Annotated in this window: 24 protein-coding genes; 9 read left to right on the top strand and 15 right to left on the bottom strand. The window is 31.6% G+C overall.

Annotated elements, in window-relative coordinates:
- The first annotated feature begins 2 nt into the window (after positions 1-2).
- On the top strand, positions 3-761 hold the full coding sequence (locus tag VBY68_RS05730) for an ABC transporter substrate-binding protein (protein ID WP_415269168.1): 759 nt from the start codon (positions 3-5) through the stop codon (positions 759-761).
- Here the strand turns inward: VBY68_RS05730 and VBY68_RS05735 are convergent.
- The gene (locus VBY68_RS05735; protein WP_237270925.1) at positions 744-959 is read right to left on the bottom strand and encodes a hypothetical protein; all 216 of its coding nucleotides are present in this window, start codon (positions 957-959) and stop codon (positions 744-746) included. The genes VBY68_RS05730 and VBY68_RS05735 overlap by 18 nt on opposite strands.
- A 96-nt stretch (positions 960-1,055) precedes the next feature.
- Positions 1,056-1,922, bottom strand: coding sequence for a DUF5694 domain-containing protein (locus tag VBY68_RS05740; protein WP_415269169.1), 867 nt, complete (start codon positions 1,920-1,922; stop codon positions 1,056-1,058).
- 206 nt (positions 1,923-2,128) lie between these two features.
- Between VBY68_RS05740 and VBY68_RS05745 the strand changes: the two genes are divergently transcribed.
- On the top strand, positions 2,129-3,157 hold the full coding sequence (locus tag VBY68_RS05745; RefSeq protein ID WP_415269170.1) for a sensor histidine kinase: 1,029 nt from the start codon (positions 2,129-2,131) through the stop codon (positions 3,155-3,157).
- Positions 3,154-3,873: a LytR/AlgR family response regulator transcription factor gene (locus VBY68_RS05750; protein WP_415269171.1), complete on the top strand. Its 720-nt coding sequence runs from the start codon at positions 3,154-3,156 to the stop codon at positions 3,871-3,873. The genes VBY68_RS05745 and VBY68_RS05750 overlap by 4 nt, the downstream gene beginning before the upstream one ends.
- A gap of 1 nt (position 3,874) precedes the next feature.
- Here the strand turns inward: VBY68_RS05750 and VBY68_RS05755 are convergent, their stop codons facing one another.
- From VBY68_RS05755 to VBY68_RS05770, 4 genes are all read right to left on the bottom strand, one after another.
- Positions 3,875-4,582 carry a DUF4197 domain-containing protein gene (locus tag VBY68_RS05755; protein ID WP_099216008.1) on the bottom strand — a complete coding sequence of 236 codons (708 nt, stop codon included), beginning with the start codon at positions 4,580-4,582 and terminating at the stop codon, positions 3,875-3,877.
- Between the two features lie 56 nt (positions 4,583-4,638).
- A complete protein-coding gene (locus VBY68_RS05760) occupies positions 4,639-4,803 on the bottom strand; it encodes a DUF5522 domain-containing protein (RefSeq protein ID WP_159432107.1) in 165 nt (54 codons plus the stop codon).
- Between the two features lie 82 nt (positions 4,804-4,885).
- Positions 4,886-5,413, bottom strand: a complete 528-nt coding sequence (locus tag VBY68_RS05765) for a DUF4136 domain-containing protein (protein WP_099216007.1) — start codon at positions 5,411-5,413, stop codon at positions 4,886-4,888.
- A gap of 12 nt (positions 5,414-5,425) precedes the next feature.
- Positions 5,426-7,420: a urocanate hydratase gene (locus VBY68_RS05770; RefSeq protein ID WP_415269172.1), complete on the bottom strand. Its 1,995-nt coding sequence runs from the start codon at positions 7,418-7,420 to the stop codon at positions 5,426-5,428.
- Positions 7,421-7,705: 285 nt separating this feature from the next.
- Here VBY68_RS05770 and VBY68_RS05775 point away from each other — a divergent pair, with 285 nt between their 5' ends.
- The 4 genes from VBY68_RS05775 to VBY68_RS05790 all read left to right on the top strand — a co-directional run bounded on the left by VBY68_RS05775 (position 7,706) and on the right by VBY68_RS05790 (position 13,242).
- Positions 7,706-8,041, top strand: a complete 336-nt coding sequence (locus VBY68_RS05775) for a hypothetical protein (protein WP_415269173.1) — start codon at positions 7,706-7,708, stop codon at positions 8,039-8,041.
- Positions 8,042-8,111: 70 nt separating this feature from the next.
- On the top strand, positions 8,112-11,552 hold the full coding sequence (locus VBY68_RS05780; protein WP_415269174.1) for a methylmalonyl-CoA mutase family protein: 3,441 nt from the start codon (positions 8,112-8,114) through the stop codon (positions 11,550-11,552).
- Positions 11,553-11,640: 88 nt separating this feature from the next.
- Entirely contained in the window at positions 11,641-12,096 is a 456-nt protein-coding gene (locus tag VBY68_RS05785) for an FKBP-type peptidyl-prolyl cis-trans isomerase (RefSeq protein ID WP_099216004.1), read from the top strand.
- A 228-nt stretch (positions 12,097-12,324) separates the two neighbouring features.
- A complete protein-coding gene (locus VBY68_RS05790) occupies positions 12,325-13,242 on the top strand; it encodes a M43 family zinc metalloprotease (RefSeq protein WP_415269175.1) in 918 nt (305 codons plus the stop codon).
- Between the two features lie 48 nt (positions 13,243-13,290).
- Here VBY68_RS05790 and VBY68_RS05795 read toward each other — a convergent pair whose 3' ends face one another.
- Genes VBY68_RS05795 through VBY68_RS05820 form a run of 6 tightly spaced genes read right to left on the bottom strand, consistent with a single transcriptional unit; the run spans position 13,291 to position 16,818 of the window.
- Positions 13,291-13,983: a YqjF family protein gene (locus VBY68_RS05795; protein ID WP_415269176.1), complete on the bottom strand. Its 693-nt coding sequence runs from the start codon at positions 13,981-13,983 to the stop codon at positions 13,291-13,293.
- 12 nt (positions 13,984-13,995) lie between these two features.
- On the bottom strand, positions 13,996-14,391 hold the full coding sequence (locus VBY68_RS05800; protein ID WP_415269177.1) for a hypothetical protein: 396 nt from the start codon (positions 14,389-14,391) through the stop codon (positions 13,996-13,998).
- 7 nt (positions 14,392-14,398) lie between these two features.
- Positions 14,399-15,157 (bottom strand): class I SAM-dependent methyltransferase, encoded by a 759-nt coding sequence (locus tag VBY68_RS05805; RefSeq protein WP_415269178.1) that lies wholly within the window; start codon positions 15,155-15,157, stop codon positions 14,399-14,401.
- On the bottom strand, positions 15,148-15,885 hold the full coding sequence (locus VBY68_RS05810) for a DUF2071 domain-containing protein (RefSeq protein ID WP_415269179.1): 738 nt from the start codon (positions 15,883-15,885) through the stop codon (positions 15,148-15,150). The genes VBY68_RS05805 and VBY68_RS05810 overlap by 10 nt, the downstream gene beginning before the upstream one ends.
- The gene (locus VBY68_RS05815; protein WP_415269180.1) at positions 15,882-16,268 is read right to left on the bottom strand and encodes a DoxX-like family protein; all 387 of its coding nucleotides are present in this window, start codon (positions 16,266-16,268) and stop codon (positions 15,882-15,884) included. Before VBY68_RS05815 ends, VBY68_RS05810 begins: the two co-directional genes overlap by 4 nt.
- A 43-nt stretch (positions 16,269-16,311) precedes the next feature.
- Positions 16,312-16,818 carry a GbsR/MarR family transcriptional regulator gene (locus VBY68_RS05820; RefSeq protein WP_121146053.1) on the bottom strand — a complete coding sequence of 169 codons (507 nt, stop codon included), beginning with the start codon at positions 16,816-16,818 and terminating at the stop codon, positions 16,312-16,314.
- A gap of 122 nt (positions 16,819-16,940) precedes the next feature.
- On the opposite strand from VBY68_RS05820, the gene VBY68_RS05825 reads away from it, so the two are divergent.
- Both VBY68_RS05825 and VBY68_RS05830 read left to right on the top strand, forming a co-directional pair.
- Positions 16,941-17,423 (top strand): RNA polymerase sigma factor, encoded by a 483-nt coding sequence (locus VBY68_RS05825; RefSeq protein WP_099215997.1) that lies wholly within the window; start codon positions 16,941-16,943, stop codon positions 17,421-17,423.
- The gene (locus VBY68_RS05830) at positions 17,407-18,027 is read left to right on the top strand and encodes a hypothetical protein (protein WP_415269181.1); all 621 of its coding nucleotides are present in this window, start codon (positions 17,407-17,409) and stop codon (positions 18,025-18,027) included. The genes VBY68_RS05825 and VBY68_RS05830 overlap by 17 nt, the downstream gene beginning before the upstream one ends.
- Positions 18,028-18,064: 37 nt before the next feature.
- Here VBY68_RS05830 and VBY68_RS05835 read toward each other — a convergent pair whose 3' ends face one another.
- The 3 genes from VBY68_RS05835 to VBY68_RS05845 form a co-directional block, all read right to left on the bottom strand.
- Positions 18,065-18,784 carry a hypothetical protein gene (locus tag VBY68_RS05835; protein WP_415269182.1) on the bottom strand — a complete coding sequence of 240 codons (720 nt, stop codon included), beginning with the start codon at positions 18,782-18,784 and terminating at the stop codon, positions 18,065-18,067.
- A gap of 11 nt (positions 18,785-18,795) precedes the next feature.
- Complete coding sequence (gene recQ, locus VBY68_RS05840; protein ID WP_415269183.1) at positions 18,796-20,901, bottom strand: DNA helicase RecQ; 2,106 nt, start codon at positions 20,899-20,901, stop codon at positions 18,796-18,798.
- A 68-nt stretch (positions 20,902-20,969) separates the two neighbouring features.
- Positions 20,970-24,140 (bottom strand): S41 family peptidase, encoded by a 3,171-nt coding sequence (locus VBY68_RS05845; protein ID WP_415269184.1) that lies wholly within the window; start codon positions 24,138-24,140, stop codon positions 20,970-20,972.
- Between the last annotated feature and the right edge of the window lie 11 nt (positions 24,141-24,151).

Genomic DNA, 24,151 nt, shown 5'->3' on the forward strand with positions numbered 1-24,151 from the left:
TAATGAGTATTGATAAAAAATACAAAAGAATAATTTCATTAGTCCCAAGTCAAACAGAACTTTTAATTGATTTGGGACTTGAAGAAAACATAGTTGGGATTACTAAATTCTGTATTCACCCAAAACATCTTTTAAAAACCAAAACTATTGTTGGTGGGACAAAAAACATAAAAATTGATAGAATTAAAACTCTTCAACCTGATATTATCTTGTGTAATAAAGAAGAAAATACTAAAGAAATAGTTGAAGCCTGTCAACAAATAGCATTTACACATGTCTCTGATATTTTTACACTTACCGATTCCTTAGAATTAATTTATTTATACGGAAGTTTTTTTGAGAAGCAAGTTGAAGCTAAAAAAATGATTAACAAATTAGAGTCAAAGATAATCGACTTTAAAAAGTTTATTGAAAATAAAAAAAGTAGAAAAGTAGCTTATTTTATTTGGAGAAATCCTTGGATGGTTGCAGCAAGTAATACGTTTATAAACCACCTGTTAGAATTAAACAAGTTTGACAATGTTTATGCTGACGCAAAAAGGTATCCAGAAGTTAATATAAAAGATATTCTTAAGAAAAAACCAGAATTAATTTTACTTTCTTCTGAACCTTTTCCTTTCAAAGAAAAACACATTACTGAAATTAAAGAACATACCAGTAACTCAACGCCTATATTAGTTGACGGTGAATACTTCTCTTGGTACGGTAGCAGACTGTTAAAAGCTTTTGATTACTTTAAGGAATTACACAGCAGGACTTGACATATCTTCATCTAAATATTTTATTCTATTTAGCTTTTCTAATATCTTCATTGCTTTGAATGCTGAGCGATCACTTTTACACTCATCTTCATATTTATAATCGTTAGCTGTCTCAACCAATCTACGATATCTCTCTTCAAGATGTTTTCTATATCTACGTAATTGATTAATTCTTGACATTTCTAATTGGGTTAACACGGATTATAAATATACATATTTATTTGATTTGCAATAACATATAACCATTTAAAAATAATAAAAAAGGGAAAAAACCCTTTTTTATTAAATAATCTCCTATAAACTACCAAACTCTACAAACTCATATTCTGGCGAATACTCTATCATATGCCTTAATAATGACGCATGACCATTACCAATGATTACTAAAACTCTATCTTCATTTGTATGATCTATTTTCTGAATATTTCTAAAGATTCGAAGGTTACGGTTATACCACCAAATAGATAAAAAGTCTGCTCCTCTATTATCATCTAATTTAAAATCTCCAACTAAATAAGCTCCGTAGTTATTTTTGTGTCCCTCAATAGAATTCATGTGCTTAAAATATTCTAACAAATTTACTTTAGAAGGCATTTTTGCATCCTCGTCGAATGATTTTTGAACCATTTTGCTATAAGGATCCTCAGATTTAAAATCATAATCTTTCGATAATTCTTCCATGAACTTAGGATTTAATTTAGACAAATCACTACTTAGTGTATTTGCATCTATAGAATAAATAGTATCTAAGTTAAAATCATTTGCTATACGCATTCCCAATTGATAATCTTCACCTCTAACGTTCCTATGTGCTCCTTTTTTATATTCTTTATAACTTTGATTCATATTCCAACTTGGTTTTGCTTCAATAGCTACTTTAGTTGGTTTAAACTTTTTGATATACTCTACTAATTCTGTTACTTCGGATTTTTTTGGTTCCTTCAATACATCTATTTTATCACTTTCTTCTGTTTTAGTGTAGTCTAACCCTGGATAAGAAAAATGAAAGGTTCCAACCACTAACACTTTGGTTTTGTTACTTGGATAATAAGATGCATAAGACTTTAAAACTGTCTGATCTTTATCTTGTAATTTTTCATCTTTATTTTGACAAGAAAACTGCAACAATATTCCTAATAATAATACTAAATATTTTTTCATTTTTTGGTTTTTAAAATTCTACACAAGAATACATTGTTAATTCAGCCTATTAGTTTTTATTACACCAACTCCAGTTTCTTTTACACAAACAGTTTCTTTTAACAAAGAATTCATGTTAGTTTTATAAAAACATGCTTTTGTAATAACAAAACATTCATTTATCCTATTTTTAATCCCTTAAAGAATATTCCACTTATTTTTGAATCATGAAGTTTTCAAAAGAATTAAAATACAACTTACTTATTATAGCTCTACTAATTTTATTAGATTTTGGATGGGATTTTTTTACCTCTTCTAACAGGCTACCTATAAGTTACTCCCTTCTTTTTACACTAACATTCAGCATTAGTTTTTTTACGGTATATTTTGTTAACTATTATTATTTACTCCCTCGTCTTTTTAATACGAAAAAGTATATACTATTTGGAGCTTCGGTTATTTTTATGATTTTTGTTTTTGCAGGAATTCGTTTTTTACTAGAAGAAGTTTTATCACCCATATTATTCAACATCAATAATTACAATATTAATGATCAAAGCATAATTTTCACCTACTTTTTTGACAGCTTTATCTTTAGTTTTAAAGCTTCTTTATACAGTACCTTAGTATATCTATTTTTTAGATATAGAGATAACAAGGATAAACTTCATTTATTAGAAATAAAACATCAACAAGCACAATTAGCAACTTTAAAATCGCAAATTAGTCCACATTTTTTATTTAATGTACTTAATGGTTTTTATGTAGATTTATACGATGAAAAACCTGAAACCGCAAATGATATTTTAAAACTCTCTCAACTATTACGTTATGTTACTTATGAAACATCTGAAGATTTCGTTTTACTAGAAAAAGAAGTTCAATTTATTAACGACTACTTACACTTCTTTAAACGCAGGTATGAAAATAATTTTCATGTTAATTTTATTGTTGATGGAAACCTTAAAAACCATAAAATACCTTCATTAATTTTAATTAATTTTGTTGAAAATGTTTGTAAGCATGGAATTATAAACAACCCTGATAAACCTGCAAAAATAGTTATAACCATCAATAACATTGATTTGTTAGTTAACTCAGAAAATTACACAAGTACTTCTGAAAAGTATATGGAAACTGGTATTGGAACTGAAAATATTAGAAAGAGATTGGAAGTTCTGTATAATGACAATTTTTCACTAACTTTTCAGCAAAGTAATAACATTTTCAACGCCCACTTACAACTTCCTTTATGAGTAAACAACTAAACTGTATAATTATTGATGATGAACCGCCAGCTATTCGCTTGATAGAAAAATATATAGCTAAGATTCCTTTTCTAGAAGTAAAAAACACTTATTCAAATCCATTAGAAGCTTTAATCGAAATAGAAAAAGGAATTATTGATTTGGTTTTTTTAGATATTCAAATGCCAGAGATTACTGGTATTCAATTATCAAAAATTATAACCAATAAAACCAACATCATTTTTACTACTGCTTATCCTCAATTTGCCCTAGAAAGTTATGATGTTTCTGCTCTAGATTATTTACTAAAACCTTTTGACTTTGATCGTTTCTATAAAGCCGTTTTAAAAGCTCATAAAAAAACAGCAAATTCTTATGACAAAAAAATTTCAAGAGTTGAAGAAAAGTATTTTTTCTTAAAAACAGATGGAAAAAACAAGTTTTCTAAAGTTTTTCTAGATGATATTCTCTTTATTGAAGGTCTAAAAAACTATGCTTCAGTTTACCTAAAAAATGAACGAATCATTACCTACAGCACCTTAAAAAGTTTAGTAAGTAGTTTACCTGAAAATAATTTTATTCAAATACATAAATCATATATCATTTCAATTAGAGCTATTGATAAAATTGAAAACGATTCGTTATGGATACAAAAAAAAGAACTTCCTATTGGTAACACCTATAAAAAGTCCTTTTTTGAAAAAATTGCTAGTAAGCAATTATAAACTATTTATTATCCTGCAAAGCAAAAACCTGTCGTAATAACGCTGTATCACGTAATCCTACTTTATTACGTATACCTTTCTCTTCAACAGCAATCATTGTAAATACCCCTTCTAATGCTTCAGTAGTTACGTAGTCTGTTAAATCTGGATTTACTTTTTTTACAAATGGAATACTATTGTATTTTGATATTAAGTTTGACCAAATTTTATCAGCTCCAACCTTAGCAAATGAGTTTTTAATTACTGGATTAAACTCACTATACAAAGCTGTTGTTGTTTTTCCTTCTAAATAAGAAGTAGCTGCATTATCTGCCCCTAATAGAATATTTTTGGCATCTGCAAAGGTAATTTCCTTAACAGCATTTACAAAAATTGGTGTAGCCGTTTTTACAGCATCTTCAGCAGTTCTGTTTATTGCCTTTAAACCTTCATCGGCCAAATTACCTAAACCTATTTTCCTCAGACCTTTATCAACTGCTTGTAGCTCTTCTGGTAATAAAATTTTTACCAAATCATTTTTATAAAAACCATCTTTTGAAGTTAACTTGGTTACCTGATGCTGAATACCATTGTCCAAAGCTTGACGTAAACCATTACCAATTTGTTCTTGTGTTAATAATCCACCTTGTGGTAATTGATTTACTACTTTTTGCAACTCTGCACATCCCATAAAAGTAAGTGCTATAAAGAATACTGTAATTTTTTTCATTTTACTTGTTTGATTTTATCTATACTTTAGAAACAATAAACTAATTATTGTCACATTTATTTGAAGCTGTCGGTATTTTTATCATATCCATACGGACAGTGTTTACATCCACTTTTACAACAATACCCACGTCGTAAATGGTATGCTTCTTTAAAAACCCTATACCCTTGTTCATTGGTATAATATTCATCAGGGGTAGGTTTTAATATCTTGTTTCTCATACTACAAATATCATAAAAAATACGTTAAACAGATCTTATACTTCTGCCTAACGTATTTATATCTATCTTAAAAAACTAAATCTTACTTTTTAGCATTAGGAGGATACTCCGCCATTATCTCTGCAACAAACTCTTTAATACGAGCTTCTTTTCTTTCTACACTACTTGTACTTAAAGCTCCTGTTCCTATTCCTTGCCAAACTAACTCTTTTTTATTAGCATCTAACAAATCAATAAATAATGTTCCTTCTGTATATTGAGAAACTGTTACTGGACTTGGACCATAATACCATGGATAATAAAACCCTCCGTAATAATTATCATTTACATTAATACGTTCGCGAGACTTAGTAAATAAACTTACCAAGACATCTGGTGCAGCTGACTTTGTCATCCCTTTCGCCATCAATTCTGCCTCTATTGCACGCATAATACGTTTTTTATCTAAATCAGAAATTGGAGCTTTATCTATCCCGGTTTTATAAAACGCAAACGTTTTGTACTGATTAAAATCAGTTTGTGTATCATAATCAGTAACCACTCTTACTGAACTACATGAAGTAATTAGTAAAGCTATAATTGGCAAAAAAAGTAATTTTAAATTTTTCATTTTTCTTAGGATTTACATGTTTTCTAATAATGCATCATCTACTAAGTTAGGAAGTGTTACTTTTAACTTCTTTTCAGCTTCCATGGCACGTTTAATAGCAAAAACAGCTTCGTCATTTCTCGCCCAACTACGTCTTGCTATTCCGTTATTCACATCCCAGAAAAGCATTGATTTTAAGCGTCTTGATGCATCTTTAGAACCATCAAGAAGCATGCCAAATCCACCATTAATTACTTCTCCCCAGCCTACTCCACCTCCATTGTGGATAGAAACCCAAGTAGCTCCTCTAAAACTATCTCCAATTACATTATGAATTGCCATATCTGCTGTAAAACGAGAACCATCATAAATATTTGAAGTTTCGCGGTATGGTGAATCGGTACCTGAAACATCATGATGATCACGACCTAAGACTACTGGACCTATTTTTTCTTTCTTAATAGCTTTATTAAAAGCTTCCGCTATTTTCATACGTCCTTCAGCATCTGCATATAAAATACGTGCTTGTGAACCAACTACTAATTTATTTTCTTGTGCTCCTTTAATCCACTGAATGTTATCCGCCATTTGCTGTTGGATTTCTTCTGGAGAATTTTTCATGATTTTCTCCAACACCTTACAAGCAATAGCATCTGTTTTCGCTAAATCTTCTGGTTTCCCTGAGGTACATACCCAACGGAAAGGACCAAAACCATAATCAAAACACATAGGTCCCATAATATCTTGTACATAACTTGGGTATTTAAACTCTCTCCCTAATGTTGGATTTGGATTCATTACATCTGCTCCAGCTCTACTCGCTTCCAATAAAAAGGCATTTCCATAATCAAAGAAATACGTTCCTTTTTCTGTATGCTTATTTATCGCTTTTGCGTGACGACGCAATGTTTCTTGCACTTTTTCTTTGAACAGCTCTGGTTGTTCTGCCATCATAATATTGGCATCTTCAAAAGAAATATCTACAGGATAATATCCTCCAGCCCATGGATTGTGTAACGACGTTTGATCTGAACCTAAATCGATATGCACATCTTCTTCAGCAAACTTCTCCCAAACATCCACTACATTTCCTAAGTATGCTAACGAAACAACTTCTTCATTCTCTTTTGCTTTTCGAACACGTGCTACTAACTCATCTAAATCAGTAATCTTCTCATCAATCCACCCTTGATCTAAACGAACCTGCGTTATTTTTGGGTTTACCTCAGCACAAACTGTAATACAACCTGCAATGTTTCCTGCTTTTGGTTGCGCTCCACTCATTCCTCCTAAACCAGCAGTAACAAATAAATTTCCTTTTGGTGATTTACCTATTTTTCTAAATCCGTTTAACACAGTAATCGTTGTTCCATGTACAATTCCTTGTGGACCGATGTACATATAACTTCCCGCTGTCATTTGACCATATTGAGTAACTCCTAAGGCATTGAATTTCTCCCAATCGTCTGGTTTAGAATAATTAGGAATCATCATTCCATTTGTAACTACAACTCTTGGAGCATCTTTATGGGATGGAAATAACCCCATCGGATGTCCTGAGTACATTACTAAGGTTTGTTTATTTGTCATTTCAGACAAGTACTTCATGGTTAATAAGTACTGTGCCCAGTTAGAAAATACTGCTCCATTACCACCGTAAGTAATTAATTCGTGAGGATGCTGTGCTACTGCATAATCCAAATTGTTTTGAATCATTACCATAATAGCTTTCGCTTGCTCAGATTTCCCTGGATACTCTTCAATAGGACGCGCATACATTTTATAATCAGGACGGAAGCGATACATATAAATTCGTCCGTACTTCTCTAGTTCTTCAGCAAATTCAGGTAATAATTCTTCGTGATGTTTTTTATCAAAATAACGCAATGCATTACGTAAAGCTAACTTCTTTTCTTCTTCAGTTAAAATTTCCTTACGTTTTGGTGCGTGGTTTATCGTAGTATCATACCCCTTTTTTGGAGGTAATGTAGTTGGTATTCCTTGTTTTATTTGTTCTTTAAAAGTCATTTTATACGGTTTTTAGTTTCCAGTAAAAGATGAAAACTTATTAATTTTAAATCTGTTGATAATCGTAAAAATGAAGAAACTATGGATAACGGATGTCTGCTCTGTGATACTGAGCTTCAATCCTCTTTTTATATTTTAAAGTTAAAAAATCCATCTTCTTTGAAGTTTGCACAAATATAAGTTTATACAGTTAAAAACTGCATCTTTAAAAAGTATAAATTTTTCTTCTTTTTGTATTTTTTCTGTTGTGCTAACAATAAATTGTACCTTTGGTAAGTTTATTGCATGAACGGATTTATGATATTTATTTCAAAACATATAATACCAAAAGGATTTTCTGGAATGACATTGTATCCTTTTATCTTTTTAAAAAGGGAAGATTTAAAAGGTGATCCTGTTTTAATAAACCATGAAAAAATTCATTTAAAACAACAATTAGAATTATTGATTGTTTTCTTCTATCTATTTTATTTTTTAGAGTGGTTTATCAAGCTATTAATTTACCGTAACACTTCAAAAGCTTATAGTAATTTAAGTTTTGAGCGAGAAGCCTATAAAAACGAACATAATTTAGATTATATCACTACTCGAAAAAGGTGGGCATTCCTTTCCTATTTATAATTGTTAAAACATCCTGCTATTTTTTAAGATTTCCGTAAATTGCGTACCCGAAAATTAAGACAATTTACGAATGGAACAAATAACTCCCTATAAACCTAAACACAAAGTACGAATTGTAACTGCGGCTTCTCTATTTGATGGACACGATGCTGCCATTAATATTATGCGCCGAATTATTCAATCTACCGGGGTTGAAGTGATTCACTTAGGGCATGATAGAAGTGTGGAAGAAGTGGTTAACTGTGCTATTCAAGAGGATGCGAATGCTATTGCTATGACTTCGTATCAAGGTGGACATAATGAGTACTTTAAGTACATGTACGATTTATTGCAAGAAAAAGGAGCTGGACATATTAAAATATTTGGTGGTGGCGGTGGAGTAATTCTACCTGAGGAAATCAAAGAATTGATGGACTACGGAATTACTCGTATTTATTCACCTGATGATGGCCGTGAATTAGGATTACAAGGAATGATTAACGATTTAGTTCAACAATCTGACTTTGCTATCGGAGATTCACTAAATGGTGAAGTAAACAAATTAGCGGATAAAGAAGTTGGTAGTATTGCACGTGTAATTTCTGCTGCGGAAAACTTCCCAGAAGTTGCTAAAGACGCTTTAGATGCTATTCACGAAAAAAATAAAAATTCTAAAACCCCTGTTTTAGGAATTACAGGTACAGGTGGTGCTGGTAAATCGAGTTTAGTGGACGAATTAGTTCGTCGTTTCTTAATTGATTTCCCAGAAAAAACTATCGGATTAATCTCTGTGGATCCTTCAAAAAGAAAAACAGGTGGCGCTTTATTGGGTGACCGTATTCGTATGAATGCTATTAACAATGAACGTGTGTATATGCGTTCGTTAGCAACTCGTCAATCAAACTTAGCTTTATCTAAATATGTAAATGAAGCAGTTGAAGTTTTAAAAGCTGCAGAATTTGATTTAATTATTTTAGAAACTTCAGGTATTGGACAATCAGATACTGAAATTATTGAGCACTCTGATACTTCGTTATATGTAATGACACCTGAATTTGGTGCGGCTACACAGTTAGAAAAAATCGACATGCTTGATTTTGCTGATCTAGTAGCTATTAACAAATTTGATAAAAGAGGAGCTTTAGATGCTTTACGTGATGTAAAAAAACAATACATGCGTAACAACAATTTATGGGATGTTCATATGGATGACATGCCTGTTTTTGGTACAATTGCATCTCAATTCAACGACCCAGGAATGAACTCGCTATACAAAGCGATTATGGATAAGTTAGTTGAAAAAACTGGAGCTGATTTACAATCTACTTTTGAAATTACGAAAGAAATGTCTGAGAAGATTTTTGTAATTCCACCAAGTAGAACGCGCTATTTATCTGAAATCTCAGAAAACAACCGTGCTTACGATAAAAAAGTTGATGAGCAAGAAAAAGTAGCTCAGAAATTATACGGAATCTATCAAACCATCTTATCTGTAATTCCAAACGAAGTAACAGAATCATTCCTTACCAAAAACGGAATTGACCAAGATAAAATTCAGCAACAAGTTCAAGAGGAAGAGCAACCCTTTATAAAATTATTATTTGCTCAATTTGATAAAGTAAAACTAAATCTTGACCCTTATAACTGGGAAGTTATTTTAAACTGGCAAGACAAAGTAAAAAAATACAAAGACCCTATATACTCGTTTAAAGTACGTGATAAGGAGATTAAAATAGAAACACACACAGAATCACTTTCACACACACAAATTCCGAAAGTCGCTTTACCAAAATATCAAGCTTGGGGTGATTTATTACGTTGGAATTTACAGGAAAACGTACCAGGAGAGTTCCCATATGCTTCAGGATTATATCCTTTTAAACGTACGGGAGAAGATCCAACACGTATGTTTGCTGGTGAAGGTGGACCAGAGCGTACCAACCGTCGTTTCCACTATGTAAGTTTAGGGATGCCTGCAAAGCGTCTTTCTACAGCTTTTGATAGTGTTACACTTTATGGTAACGACCCAGGACACAGACCTGATATTTACGGTAAAATTGGTAACGCAGGAGTATCTATTTGTTGTTTAGACGATGCTAAAAAATTATATTCTGGTTTCGACTTAAGTCATGCAATGACTTCGGTTTCTATGACCATCAACGGTCCTGCTCCAATGTTATTAGGATTCTTTATGAATGCTGCAATTGATCAAAATTGTGAAAAGTACATCAAAGAACACAAGTTAGAGAAAAAGGTAGAAGCAAAACTTAAAGAATTATACGACGACAAAGGGATTGACAGACCAAAATACAACGGTGATTTACCAGAAGGTAATGACGGATTAGGTTTGTTATTACTAGGTGTTACTGGTGATCAAATTTTACCTACAGATGTGTATGCTGAAATTAAAGCAAATACTTTAGCACAAGTACGTGGTACGGTTCAAGCAGATATTTTAAAAGAAGACCAAGCACAAAACACCTGTATTTTCTCTACAGAATTCGCCTTACGTTTAATGGGTGATGTACAAGAATACTTTATTGAGAAAAATGTTCGTAATTTCTACTCAGTATCTATTTCTGGATATCATATTGCTGAAGCAGGAGCTAATCCAATTACACAGTTAGCCTTAACCTTAGCAAACGGATTCACTTACGTAGAATACTACTTATCAAGAGGAATGGATATCAATAAGTTTGGACCAAACTTATCGTTCTTCTTCTCAAATGGTATCGATCCTGAATATGCTGTAATTGGTCGTGTAGCTCGTAAAATTTGGGCAAAAGCCTTAAAACATAAATACGGAGCAAATCCAAGAGCACAGATGTTAAAATATCATATTCAAACTTCTGGACGTTCTTTACATGCTCAGGAAATTGATTTTAATGATATTCGTACAACATTACAGGCGTTATATGCAATTTACGACAACTGTAACTCGTTACACACAAATGCTTATGACGAAGCTATTACAACACCTACAGAAGAATCTGTACGTCGTGCGATGGCAATTCAGCTAATTATTAATAAAGAATTAGGATTGGCTAAGAATGAAAATCCTATTCAAGGTTCGTTTATTATTGAAGAGTTAACCGATTTAGTTGAGGAAGCAGTATTAACTGAATTCGATAGAATTACAGAACGTGGTGGTGTATTAGGAGCGATGGAAACCATGTACCAACGTTCTAAAATTCAAGAAGAGAGTCTATATTACGAGACCTTAAAACACACAGGTGAATTCCCAATTATTGGGGTAAACACCTTCTTAAGTTCTAAAGGATCTCCAACAGTAACTCCGCAAGAAGTGATTCGTGCTACGGAAGAGGAAAAACAATTCCAAATAAAAACGAAAGAAAACTTAAACAAGGCACATGAAGATAAAATAGAACAACTTTTATCTGAAATGCAATCGGCTGCTATTAACAATCAAAATCTTTTTGAAAAATTAATGGATGCCACCAAAGTTTGTTCGTTAGGTCAAATTACTGCTTCATTATTTGAGGTAGGTGGTCAATACAGACGAAACATGTAAAAGGCAATGCCTTTAGATAAATATTTAAAGCCTGGCAGAAATTTCTGTGAGGCTTTTTTTATATTTTCGTCTTTTTAAAATCTTATCTATGAAAAAAATCTTTTTACTTTTTATCACAATCATTACTATTTCTTGTTCTAATGACGAGCCTCCTATAGAAAAAATAGATTATGATGCAATTAATGAAACTGAAATTCAAGAGTATTTAACAAAGAATAACTTAGAAGCTGAGAAAAGCGATTCTGGACTATACTACATTATAAATAACGAAGGTACTGGCAACTCTCCTTCATTTAATTCTAATGTTACAGTTAACTATAAAGGGTATTTATTAAACGAAGAAATTTTCGGAGAAGATGATGAAGTAAGTTTTAATCTTTCTCAGTTAATTCCAGGTTTTAGCGAAGGTGTACAATATATTAAAGAAGGCGGAGATATAACATTAATTATCCCTTCAAAACTAGCTTATAAAGATGTTGAAAAAGGAAGTATTCCAGCAGGATCTGTTATAATATTTGAGGTAACTCTTCTATCTATCAATTAGTCAAAAAATATTCATATCCCTTTAGTATATATCACTATATAGCCTCACTTAGTTCTCTAAGCGAGGCTTTTTTTAGTACTCTTTATTGTTCCTTTTCTTACAAAAGAGTTTCTATTTATTAAAATCTTGTTTTAAAATAATAAAACGTTAAATAAAAACTTTACACGCAACCTTATGCACTATTCATTATCTAACCAATAACAGCTTAATAAAAACTCCAATAATTCTATGAAAAAAATATTTTCATTTACTATTCTTTCTCTTTTATTATTTTCTTGTAGTAGCGACGAAAAGGATAATTTACCTGAACCTCCTTTAAATAATTTAGAACTCTATACTTTACCCGTAGTTGTACACATAATACATGATGGAGAAAATATAGGCGGTAGTTTTAACCTAGCAACCGAACGTATTAAAGAGCAAATTCAATCTCTAAATCACGATTTTAGAAGAGTAGCAGGGACTTTAGGAGAAAACAATTCTCCTATAAGTAGTGATTCTTTTATTCAATTCAAACTTGCTGAAATAGACCCTAACGGAAATCCAACTGATGGAATTAATCGCATCAATTACTACGATGAAACTCCAGAAAGAGGTGATAAAGACAGGTTCGATTGGTTCCCTGAATTTAGGTATTGGAATCCTAATAAATATATCAACATTTGGGTTTATGGTGGGTATCCTCCCAACACATTTGCTGGTGCAGCTTCTTTTCCTTCAACTGATTTACCTGGAATAGAAGATGAATTAAAAACCATTGGTGATGGTATTTTAATTAACGTTCATCACTTTGGAAAATCTGATGTTACTGGAGGTCTTAATCTTGGTAAAACGTTAACTCACGAAATGGGGCATTTTTTAGGCTTATTACATATTTGGGGCGCTGCTCTTGAAGGAAAACCTTGTTATGACTATGACGATTTTATTGAAGACACTCCACCTGTAAGTAGTTCTATTAACGGTTGCGACGGAGCTATTCCAAAAGCATGTGACGGACAACCTGCTCCTGTAAACAATTACATGAACCTTACTGACGATAGATGTATGAATGTATTTACCAAAGGACAAATTAAACGAATGAGATATGTACTTGAACATGCAGAAAGGAGAAAAACTCTAACTACTTCTGATGTGATAAATAGGTAACTTATTACTTATAGAGCAGTTTAGTTTTCAAAATACATTCAGAAAATTTTATAAAACTGTTTTGTTTTCAACACTTATTTTAGAACCTTCTAGTAGAAATACAGAACTAGGTTTTTGACTCTGTAAAAAAGAAAAGTGCTCTCCATAAGTAGCAGAAAAATCAACATCTATTTTATAATCTATCACTGGATAATACTTCCAAGTTGGATGCTTCACTTCATACTCAGTTGTTCCATTTTTATCCTTAGCATATCCCCAATAATGCTCTGCTATGAATTCAATTTCAGTATAGGGTTTAATCGGAGCTGATTTAGATTTACTTTCAACTGAAACCGAATTTCTCTTTTTGTTTATGTTCCATTGATAAGACACTTTAAACATATCATCTTTTTCAACCCAACTATGTTTCATAGGTAATGTTTGGTAGTTTTCCTTATAAATTGTGTTTGCTACTAATGTGATTGCCGGTTTTGGTACTATCTCTTTTATAAAGACTACCCCTCTTTTACCTTCTCTTTTCACATAAAACCGAAGATTAACTTCTTCAAAATTTACATGAAAAGGAATTTTTACCCCTAATAACTTTGTGTTTAAAAACATGAAACCAACAACACTTATGTAACATTTGTTTTCATAAAAATCTAATTCAGTTCCTTTAGGTATATAACCTTTTAATACTTCTGGATTAACCTCATAATTCACCATGACCAACTTTCGCCATTCTGCTTTTAAAAAACTCATATAATTCTATTTTTAATTAAACCATATATTCCAAGTTACTGCACTTATATATACCCAAAAACATGTAAAAAAAACGTGAATAGCAGTTTCAATTTTTTTACCTCTCCACAACTCTGGAGAATACACAAATAATTGTATAAATAATCTAATAGACCAAAAAACTGCAAAACCAAGTATGATTTTTCTTCCCAGGTTTGTCTCTATCAATTCTTTACTTTCTAACACTAAAATACTTCCCATTAAAAACACTGTTAGTGCAATAAAAAAAGTATGAACCATCATCATTTGTTTATTCATTAGACTAAGCCCCTTTAACTCATCTTTCCATTTAAAATATTTAGGAAAAATAACATGTATTAAAGCTAAAAGCATTAACAAATATCCAATAATCTTTAAATGAACTTCCATAGTAATTTTATTTTTTATTAATTTTTTCAAGAACAAAAACCGACATAAACGGTGTGAATTTTATCTCTTCTTCTAGTTTAATGTTAGCTTTATCAAATACACTTTTCCAAGTTTTTTTTGAAAAGAAATGCATAAACCCTACTGAAAATGCTAAAAAATTAGGTAAATCTCTCAAATGCTCTACAACCAAAATCTTTCCTTGTTTTTTTAAAACTCTAGAACACTCATTAAAAAGAAGCTCTTTCTCCTCATTAGACCTCACTTCATGAGCCGCCGAGAGTAAAAACAAAATATCAATAGATGAATCTTTTAGTGGTATTTTACCCGTACTAATTGATTTAGTACCTGGATATACCCTACTCACTTTTCTTGCTCTTTTTATAGCCTGTTCAGTATGCCTTGTTTGATTGTAAAAATCAAAAACCTGTAAATTTGATGATTGAAATTTATTTTTTAAAATGAAACTAGTCTCATCAAAACCTGCGTTAATATTTACAAGGTTATTATTACCTTTTAAGTTGATATTATCTACCCACTTAAAATCATAGTATTTCGAAAAATCATATACATAAGCAGATACTAGCAAGGGAGCTAACAATCCATATATAATAATTACAACTAAAAACCACTTTAGGTAATCATTATAGCTAAATAAATAGTGTCCCAAAACAACCATTAATAAAGCTATTAAGCCAATGTAATAAAAATGCCTATTGAAACTAAGTATGTTTAATACTCCTTGAAACTTTCTTCTTCTTATTTCCATAATTCAATTTTCCCCTTTTTCCAGTAGTATGGAACGTTTTTAATAATAAATGAGTTAGCAACTCTCACATTTTTAAATCCAAGGTCTTTTATAAATGAAAAATTATAATCGACAATTTCAATAGGCTTTGGTTTCCAATTATTTCTTACTCCCTCAATAATTAATACTTCTTTTTTAGGTTCATTATACGTAAAAGTAAATGGTAAAGGCCCAGCAAAGCGCCTTGCTTCTTTCCAATCAGAAAAAGGTGAAAATTTCGGTAATGACACATCACTTCCTTTATCCTCAAACACTATTTTAAAATCTGATTTTTTTGAGCTAACACTTATTTTACTATCTAGTTTAGTCTGCTCAATATCAGAAGTTGTATAGTTATAATGAGTAAATAAATTGCCTGCTATCTCCATTCTTTTACTATTCGTTTCCGATTTTAAAATATACAGCCCCCTTAGTTTTCTTCCTTTTGAATTGGTAAATCTCACAAAAATGCGATAGCCAATTAAAAAGAAGTCATTTCCTAAAATTTTCGGAAATCCTTTTGGTCTCAAATTTTTAGTTTGCACCATAGCTACTGCTAAAAAAGCCCACTGATTATTAAAAGTGTCTAAGTCCAAACATTGAGGAATAAAGTCTTCTAAATGTTCCTTTGGTATTGCAAAAGTTGTAACAATTGAAGTTTCAAAAAATGCTTCAACAGCAAATGGATGATTTTTTAATATCTCCTTCATACTACAGTATTTTTAGGGTTTAACTTAAATTCATTTATATAAACTATAAATACAAACAAAGCAGCAAAAACTATATTAAGCTTACCCCATAGTAGTATATCTGAAGTAATCATAAGCTCAATTACATTCATTATTGAAACAATTACAATCTGTGTTATTGCATTTAACTTTGACTTATAGTTTGATATGATCCACACAACCATTGTTATTTCTAACATTCCTATGACAAGAGTTAATTCTCTTGAATAGTCATTACTTACAATTTCCCTTACTATTTGCTGATGCCTTGGAACTAGATTAAAAATTTTACAAAAGAGTCCATTAATCAACCAAACACTGGCTATTAATAAAGTAAGTAGTATATGAATATCTTTTTTATACATATTAAATTTTCAGAAATTATTGAAAGTTTGTAGGCAAATTTTTTTACTTTTTTATCATTTTGGTAAAGTTAGATAACAACCAATGCTCATCAGCTTTAATTGCTTTCTCCAAAATACCATTTACTGTTTTAGTGACTGATGATAAATCATTCATCACTTTTTTAAAGGCTTCCGCTTCTTCTGAATTTTCTTTAACATCCTCTTGTAGTTCATCTAACACTTTTAAAACAGGTTCAATTTCCCTTTTCTTACGCTCTTTCGTTACCTGCTTAAATAGCTCCCAGATATCCTTATCTGCCACAAAAAATTCTTTTCGTTCTCCAACTACAAACTCTTTACTTACAATTCCCCAATCAATCAAAGCACGAACATTCATGTTTACATTACCTCTAGAAATTTTTAAGGTTTCCATAATTTCATCGGCAGAAAGTGGTTTTGTTGAAACTAACAATAACGCATGTACTTGTGCCATGGTCTTATTAATACCCCAGCTGGTAGCTAAACTACCCCAAGTATGAATGTATTTTAATTTTGCGTCTTCTAATTTCATGTCACAAATATATAATAAAATATTAAACTTTCAATAATTACTGAAAATAAAATATTTTAAATTTTTATTTAATCTCTTGTAATAATTTTACTTTTCAGAATACATATCAAGAAAACCAAATTTTGAGTAACGATTTTTATATAACATCCATTTTACCACATGCTGGTATTATTATTAAAATATGTAGAGCTTATACGGACTCTCAAGAAGATTTTGAAGACTTTTATCAAGAAGCTTGTTTACAAATATGGAAAAGTAGAGATGCTTTCCAAAACAAATCGAAATGGTCTACTTGGATTTATAGAATTACGCTAAATGTTTGTTTAACCTTAGCGAAGAGAAATGCTAAAAAAGAATATTCTTTAGAGAAAACACCCAATTTATCGGAGGATAATAAAGCTTTTCAAAACGAAGATTTAAACTTGTTATACGATGCCATTAAAAAATTATCTGAAGTCGACAGAGCGATAATTTTACTGCATTTAGAAGAAAACCCTTACAAAGAAATTGCTGCAATTATTGGAACTAGCGCTAACAATATTGCAGTACGTATTAACAGAATTAAAAAACAATTAAAAATATTATTAGATGGAAAAATCAATTGAAAAAAGGTGGAATGAAGCTTTTGTTAACGAACAATCATTAATAGCTCCAAAAATTAACGATATATACAACCAGAAGTCTAAATCAGTCATTAACAAGATTAGAAGAACCTACGAGTTTGACAATAAAGGGTTACTTCCTATGGCAGGAATTGTAGTTATTGGGGGTATCCTTTTATCTGAAACTATTATTACAACTTACGGCGCTTTTTTAATCTTGAGTTTGTACTTTTTTAATACAAGATTGTTAAAAAGATTTAAAACCATTGATGTTAAATCTGACAACCTAACGTATTTAAAAAATTACAGAAGTGTAATTAACTCGGTATCTAAAGCTACAAAAAAATTATTCATTTTTGCCATTCCTCTAGCCATTGTATCAATTTTCGCATTGGCCTATGGGGTAAAAGAGCAAAGCTTTTTATCGAACTATATTTCTAGCGAAACTTCCTTTATAGGCATCTTAAGCGTTGGACTTATGGTAGCTATAGCTACTGCAATGATTGGTTATTTTGTATATACCATTTCAACCAAAGTTTTATATCACAGTCTTATTTCAAAGCTCGATGATATTATTAAAGAATTAGAAGAATTAAAAAATTATTAATCAATTATAAGCCAGAGTTGCTAATAACAATTCTGGTTTATTTTTTTGTTCTTGTTCGCTTACGAAGTTTAAAAATTCTATCATCATAATAGGCTTTCAATTCGGCTACAAATGACATTGGATTTTCATAGGTTGTTAAAACTTTATACGTATAACTCTCTAATAAATCATTCAATACTTTTTCTAATCGCTCAACTTCTTTTACTAAATATGAAGTACTATTGGTTGTTTTTTGAATGAGCAAAATATCTTTATCAAAACATATAGTCGTATTACCTCCAAAAATATGCGCATGAAAAGCTTCTAACTCTTCTAAACTTCCGTTCTGGTATATTTCAATAAGTTTTGTGGTAGTTTCTGTCGCTTTTTGTTGTTCGTTTTCTTGCATCGAAAATTTATCAGGGTGTACATACAACATCGCTTCTTTATACAACCTTTTCTTCTCTTTTTGATACTCTCTTTCTTGTGTTACTCGTTCTTTTGAAACAGGAACGACTTGAATAACTTCCTTATAATTTTTACCTTTTCTTTTTTGTGCTAACCTTTTTTCTTTCTTAGCTTTTTTTTGTTGCTTAAACAACATAACCAACTCCCTTTCTTCTACAAGTAAATCAGAAATCTCATTACGTAATGATTGTTCAAAAGGAAATAACTTAGTTTCAACGGAAGTAATTTCAGTATCAAGGTTTTTAATTCTCTCTTGCAGTCTTGAAACTTCATCTGATTTAGATTCTGTAGGAAAGTTTTCTTTACTCATATGTAATAAACTTATCGCTTCCTTTGTAAAATAGTTAATCCTACTCGTATTTTTTCATACGGAACTTTTTCTCCTAAAAACTCAAAATAGGGTTTTAAAGTTGTTTCGTTTTTCAATACTTTTTTTGCATTTGCAACAAGTGCTAAAGTATCAGCTTCAATAAATTCGTCTAAACTCACATCTTTTCCCTCTAAATAAAGCTTGGATAAATGAGAAAAAATGGTGGTAGGTTTTAATCCTCGATTTTCAGCTATTTCATCAACCGTAAAACCTTCTTTATACAACTTAAACGTTTCTAAAGTAGTGTCTTTTTTAGTTCGTTTCTTTTCGTTTAAAAAAGTTTTAATCTCTTCCATAAACTCAGCCCCATAAACTTCTAATTTTCGCTGCCCTACTCCACTAATTGCTAAAAACTCTTCGTCAGATTGTGGTCTTTCGTTTTCTATTTCTCTAAGAGTCGCATCATTAAAAACTAAATATGCTGCTATATCTTCTTCTTGAGCAATACGATAACGTAATTTTCGCAAACGTTCAAATAACGTATCCTTAACTGCTTTTTTCTTTTTCTCTTTTGCTACCGCTTTTACTTCTTTTGTAAACTCTACAGGAGTTGTTAATTGTACTTTTTCACCTTCAAAAAGCACTTTATTTGAAAACTCAGTTAGTTGCAAACTATTATTTAAATGAAAAGCAATTTGACAATATCCCTGATTGGTTAGCTGAATTAAATAATGTTGCCAATCTCTCCAAGAAATATCATTCCCTACACCATAGGTTTTTAGCTTATCGTAATTCTTATCTAAGACAGTCGCATTTTTGGCTCCTCTTAACACATCAATCACTGTTCCCATAGCTTCTTTTCCTTGTAATCGATAAATAGCCGAGAGTCCTTTTTGCGCAATAACAGTACCATCAAAAAACTGAGGTGGATTCTTACATACATCGCAATTTCCACAGTTTTTTTCTATCAGTTCACCGAAGTAACTCAGCAATATTTTTCTTCGGCAAACCGTGGCTTCAGCGAATTGCTTCATCCTTTCTAATTTTGCCTCTTGCACTTCTTTATTTCCTGTTTTTTCAATAAACTGGCGTAACTGAATAACATCTGCATAACTATGAAATAATAAGGCCTTTGCTGGTAAACCATCACGACCTGAACGTCCAATTTCTTGATAATAGCCTTCTATATTTTTAGGCATATTATAGTGAATTACCCAACGAACATTCGATTTGTCAATTCCCATTCCAAAAGCAATGGTAGCACAAATTACCTCGCAATCATCTTTGATAAAATCTTCTTGTGTTTGGGCTCTTTCTTCAAATGATAATCCTGCATGGTACGCTTTTGCATCGATGTTATTTTGTTGTAATTTACTAGCTAGTTGCTCTGTAGCCTTTCTACTCAAACAATAAATTATTCCAGCTTCATTAGGTCTTTTCTGAATAAATTTGATGATTTGCTGCACTCTATCGTTTGCAGGGCGCACTTCTAAGGCTATATTCTCTCTATTAAAAGAACTAATAAACTGTGTAGCATAAGGTACAGCTAACTGTTCTAAAATATCTTGTTGCGTAGCTTTATCTGCAGTTGCTGTTAAGGCTACAATTGGAGTTTCTGGTAGCGACTTTTTAAGAAATGCTAATTGTTTGTATGAAGGACGAAAATCGTGCCCCCAAGCAGAAATACAGTGCGCCTCATCGACTGCTATGCAACTTATGTAAGATTGGTTCAATACATTTTGGAGTAATGATAAACTTTCTGGTGCTACATATAATAGTTTTATGCTTTTTGAAGCTATTGCATCGAACACTTCTTGCTGCTCTTGGGTAGATTGACTACTATTGAAAAAAGTTGCGGGAATTCCGTTTGCCTTTAAACTATCTACTTGATCTTTCATCAAGGCTATCAACGGAGAAATAACTAAAGTAACTCCTTCAAAAAACAGGGCTGGTAATTGATAACAAATAGACTTTCCTCCTCCTGTTGGCATAATAACCAACGTATCTTTTTTTGCTAATATATTTTCAATAATAGCTTGTTGCTCTAAACGAAAACTATCGTATCCAAAATTTACCTTTAATTTTTCTAACAATTCTTGTTCTGTAATCTGCATCATTTGGCAAAAATAGGAATAAAAAAAGCGCAGAGTTTAAACTCTACGCTTGATCTTATTTTTAGTTATTATTACTTAATATCTTGTAACAACACCTCAACTGCTTTTTTTAATTGAGCATCTTCTCCTCTATCCTTCCATCCTGGTGCGTTTTTTACTAAATAATCTGGTACTGCTGGGCCCTCGTTCTCCATATTCTTTCCAGATTTTTTCACATACCACGCTCTAAATGGCATACGAATATACCCGTTTTGCAAACGTTTACCTCCTGTAGAAATTACTGCTCCAAAAGTTGGTTGCCCTACTAATTTTCCTAAACCTAAATTTTTGAACGCGTGCGAGAAAATCTCTGCATTTGAATAACTATTTTCATTACATAAAGCTACCATAGGTTTTGTGTTTACAGATAAAATAGCTCGCTCATTAAATGGATAATTTCCTTTAAATTTCTGATGATTTTTTAAACTTTTAGCTGCTCCTCTTGGTACTGTATATGCATGTTGATCTACATTTAATACCGCCATTAATCGGTCTGTAGTCCAACCACCACCGTTATAACGTACATCAATTACGATTCCTTTTTTACCATACCCACTTGCTTTTAGTTCACGTTCAAAACGCTCAAAACTTGGCATATTCATTCCTTGAATATGAATATATCCTAATTGACCATTTGAATACTCATCTACCAATTTCTTTCTAGAATTTACCCATTCTTCATATTGCAGCCTTCTTAACGATCTTTCTGGACGTAACACTACATCTTTACCATTATCTAAACTCAATAAAATCTCTTTTGATTGTGTATTCTTTAGTAAACTGTAAAAATTCGTATTCTTTTTAATTTCTTGTCCATTAATAGCTGTAATAATATCTCCTACTTTTAATTTACTTGTAGATTTATCTGCTACTGAATTTGGTAACACATAAGAAACCTTAACTCCTTTTTTAGTATTCTCTACTTCTAATCCTAATACTCCAACCTTATCATTTGTATTTCTTGGCGCACTTCCACGGTAGCCCATATGACTCGCGTTTAATTGTCCTAGCAACAAATTAAACATATATGTGTAATCTTGTTGTGTAGTTGCTGACAATACCCATGGCTTATATTTTTTTACCAAGGCATTCCAATTATAACCATGAAATTCTGGATCATAAAAACCAGCGGTCAATGCTCGTATACCTTCTTCAAAAACCTGCTGAAAAACTTCGTCTCTGTGAGTAGTGTAAGTAGCAGTGTGTGGTAACCTTGTTACCTTATCTGATTTTGTGTTTAATTCAGCTAATCTTCCTTTTGAAGTAAAGTAAATTTTCCCTTTATTTTCAGTAAAGTTTCTTGCGTTGGCTACACCTTTAACTAATTTTGGTTTACTACCGTCCCATTTAACTTTATATGTACTTCTTTTTTCTGTAGCAGGGTTAGTTGCTGAAAAATAAATAAAATCACTATCTGCACTAAATACTGGACTATACTCATCATCTTGTAAAGAAGTAACCTGTACTAAGCGATCATAAATTTTGTCCTCATCTATTTTTACTACTACTTCTTTTTTCTTCTTTTTCTTACCTTTTTTTGCTTCTTTCTCTTTAGAAGGTTCTACTTTCTTCTCAGGATAATAAGATCCTTCCTCGTGGTCTAACTTCGATTTCTCCCAATCAGACTTTTCTAACCAGACCATCCATACATCATAATTAATTCCGCTTCTGTTTGATAAAAATGCTAACTTTTTTCCATCAGCACTCCAAACTGGATTACGGTCACTTCTTGGATGCATAGACACATTCATTTTGGTAGATGGTTTTTCAATTGACTGAATAAAAATTTCACTATCAAAATTTAAATCTTCTTGAGAATAGGCTATGTATTTACTATCTGGACTCCATGAAACTCCCTCTGCTGCTGCCCATGAGTTAGAGTATTCTTTAGCATTTGTTATTTTACCTTTTTTAACATCAGCAATCATTAAAATTCCTCTTCCTACTTGGTAAGCGATCTTCTTTCCGTCTGGAGAAACTAAGGAATATTCTATATCTTCTTTGTTATTGGTAAGCTTAGTAACTTTTGTTTTTAAACTACGGTGTAACCCCACCAAAGTATCTGTAGAAACTGCACTATACAATTGATAAACTCCATCTCTATCAGAAGAAAAAACAACTGTTTTATCGTCTAACCACTGTGGATTAATATCTCTATAAGGATGCTTGCTTACATTGTTTGAACGCTTCTTTTCCTTATTGTTTTCCTTAACAAAGATTTCTCCATTAACTTCTAAAGCTACATTTTTACCATTCGGTGAAACCGCATAATTACTAATGTCTCCTGAAACTGTTTTGGTTTCTTCTTCTTCAAAACGATTGTCTGAAACAATATCTAAATTAACTTTTTGAGTTTTCCCATTTACTAATTTGAACGTATCAGCTCCACTAGTATAAACAATTACCCCGCTGTTACTTACCGAAAATGTCTGTACACCATCTTTAGTTTGTCGCGTTATTTGAGTAGCTGTTCCATCAGCAGTTCCATTTGATAAAATTGCTTGCTTATAAATATTATAACGTCCACTTTTTGCACCTATATAATATAAATTTCCGGCTGCATCCCAAGCTGGAGAATGATCGTTCTTATTACTTGTTGTTATTTGATGATATTTTTTTGTTTCTGTATTGTATATCCAAATGTCACGTTGTGCAGAACCAGCATAATCTTCACGTGCAATACGACATGCTCCTTTGGTAAAAGCAATTAATTTTCCATTTGGTGATACGGAAGCCATTTCTCCATAAGCAGTTAATAAACGACGTGGTGTTTCTCCTTTTTCATTAACTACATACATTTGTTTATCCCATTCTGGACCTCTTAATACACGACCTGTGGTGAATACAACATCTCCTTCTTTTGTCCAATCCGTAGGTGTATTTGTTGTTGGATAATATGTTAACTGTTTGGGGATTCCTCCTTTTACTGAGGTTACAAATACATTATCATTTCCTTTTCTATTTGATGAAAATGCAATTTCAGTTCCATCTGTACTCCAAACAGGGTTGCTTTCGTAACCTTTATGAATGGTCAACCTTTTTGTTTGCTGATTGTTAAAGTTATATAGCCAAATATCGCCATAATAACTGAATACCATTTGAGAAGCATCAGGGCTTATCACAGGCTTACGAATTAACGTATGTTGCGCAAATAAAAAATTACTTGCTATTAAAGCCACCCCTAAGAATATCTTTTTAGTCATGTTGTTTGATT

The sequence above is a fragment of the Tenacibaculum ascidiaceicola genome, from assembly GCF_047470925.1.
Lineage (GTDB): Bacteria > Bacteroidota > Bacteroidia > Flavobacteriales > Flavobacteriaceae > Polaribacter > Polaribacter discolor.

Excerpts from the sequence above, each read along its gene's own strand:
- VBY68_RS05730 (WP_415269168.1), top strand. The coding sequence starts at position 3 with ATGAGTATTGATAAAAAATACAAAAGAATAATTTCATTAGTCCCAAGT.
- VBY68_RS05740 (WP_415269169.1), bottom strand. The coding sequence starts at position 1,922 with ATGAAAAAATATTTAGTATTATTATTAGGAATATTGTTGCAGTTTTCT.
- VBY68_RS05745 (WP_415269170.1), top strand. The coding sequence starts at position 2,129 with ATGAAGTTTTCAAAAGAATTAAAATACAACTTACTTATTATAGCTCTA.
- VBY68_RS05750 (WP_415269171.1), top strand. The coding sequence starts at position 3,154 with ATGAGTAAACAACTAAACTGTATAATTATTGATGATGAACCGCCAGCT.
- VBY68_RS05755 (WP_099216008.1), bottom strand. The coding sequence starts at position 4,582 with ATGAAAAAAATTACAGTATTCTTTATAGCACTTACTTTTATGGGATGT.
- VBY68_RS05760 (WP_159432107.1), bottom strand. The coding sequence starts at position 4,803 with ATGAGAAACAAGATATTAAAACCTACCCCTGATGAATATTATACCAAT.
- VBY68_RS05765 (WP_099216007.1), bottom strand. The coding sequence starts at position 5,413 with ATGAAAAATTTAAAATTACTTTTTTTGCCAATTATAGCTTTACTAATT.
- VBY68_RS05770 (WP_415269172.1), bottom strand. The coding sequence starts at position 7,420 with ATGACTTTTAAAGAACAAATAAAACAAGGAATACCAACTACATTACCT.
- VBY68_RS05775 (WP_415269173.1), top strand. The coding sequence starts at position 7,706 with ATGAACGGATTTATGATATTTATTTCAAAACATATAATACCAAAAGGA.
- VBY68_RS05780 (WP_415269174.1), top strand. The coding sequence starts at position 8,112 with ATGGAACAAATAACTCCCTATAAACCTAAACACAAAGTACGAATTGTA.
- VBY68_RS05785 (WP_099216004.1), top strand. The coding sequence starts at position 11,641 with ATGAAAAAAATCTTTTTACTTTTTATCACAATCATTACTATTTCTTGT.
- VBY68_RS05790 (WP_415269175.1), top strand. The coding sequence starts at position 12,325 with ATGAAAAAAATATTTTCATTTACTATTCTTTCTCTTTTATTATTTTCT.
- VBY68_RS05795 (WP_415269176.1), bottom strand. The coding sequence starts at position 13,983 with ATGAGTTTTTTAAAAGCAGAATGGCGAAAGTTGGTCATGGTGAATTAT.
- VBY68_RS05800 (WP_415269177.1), bottom strand. The coding sequence starts at position 14,391 with ATGGAAGTTCATTTAAAGATTATTGGATATTTGTTAATGCTTTTAGCT.
- VBY68_RS05805 (WP_415269178.1), bottom strand. The coding sequence starts at position 15,157 with ATGGAAATAAGAAGAAGAAAGTTTCAAGGAGTATTAAACATACTTAGT.
- VBY68_RS05810 (WP_415269179.1), bottom strand. The coding sequence starts at position 15,885 with ATGAAGGAGATATTAAAAAATCATCCATTTGCTGTTGAAGCATTTTTT.
- VBY68_RS05815 (WP_415269180.1), bottom strand. The coding sequence starts at position 16,268 with ATGTATAAAAAAGATATTCATATACTACTTACTTTATTAATAGCCAGT.
- VBY68_RS05820 (WP_121146053.1), bottom strand. The coding sequence starts at position 16,818 with ATGAAATTAGAAGACGCAAAATTAAAATACATTCATACTTGGGGTAGT.
- VBY68_RS05830 (WP_415269181.1), top strand. The coding sequence starts at position 17,407 with ATGGAAAAATCAATTGAAAAAAGGTGGAATGAAGCTTTTGTTAACGAA.
- VBY68_RS05835 (WP_415269182.1), bottom strand. The coding sequence starts at position 18,784 with ATGAGTAAAGAAAACTTTCCTACAGAATCTAAATCAGATGAAGTTTCA.
- recQ (WP_415269183.1), bottom strand. The coding sequence starts at position 20,901 with ATGATGCAGATTACAGAACAAGAATTGTTAGAAAAATTAAAGGTAAAT.
- VBY68_RS05845 (WP_415269184.1), bottom strand. The coding sequence starts at position 24,140 with ATGACTAAAAAGATATTCTTAGGGGTGGCTTTAATAGCAAGTAATTTT.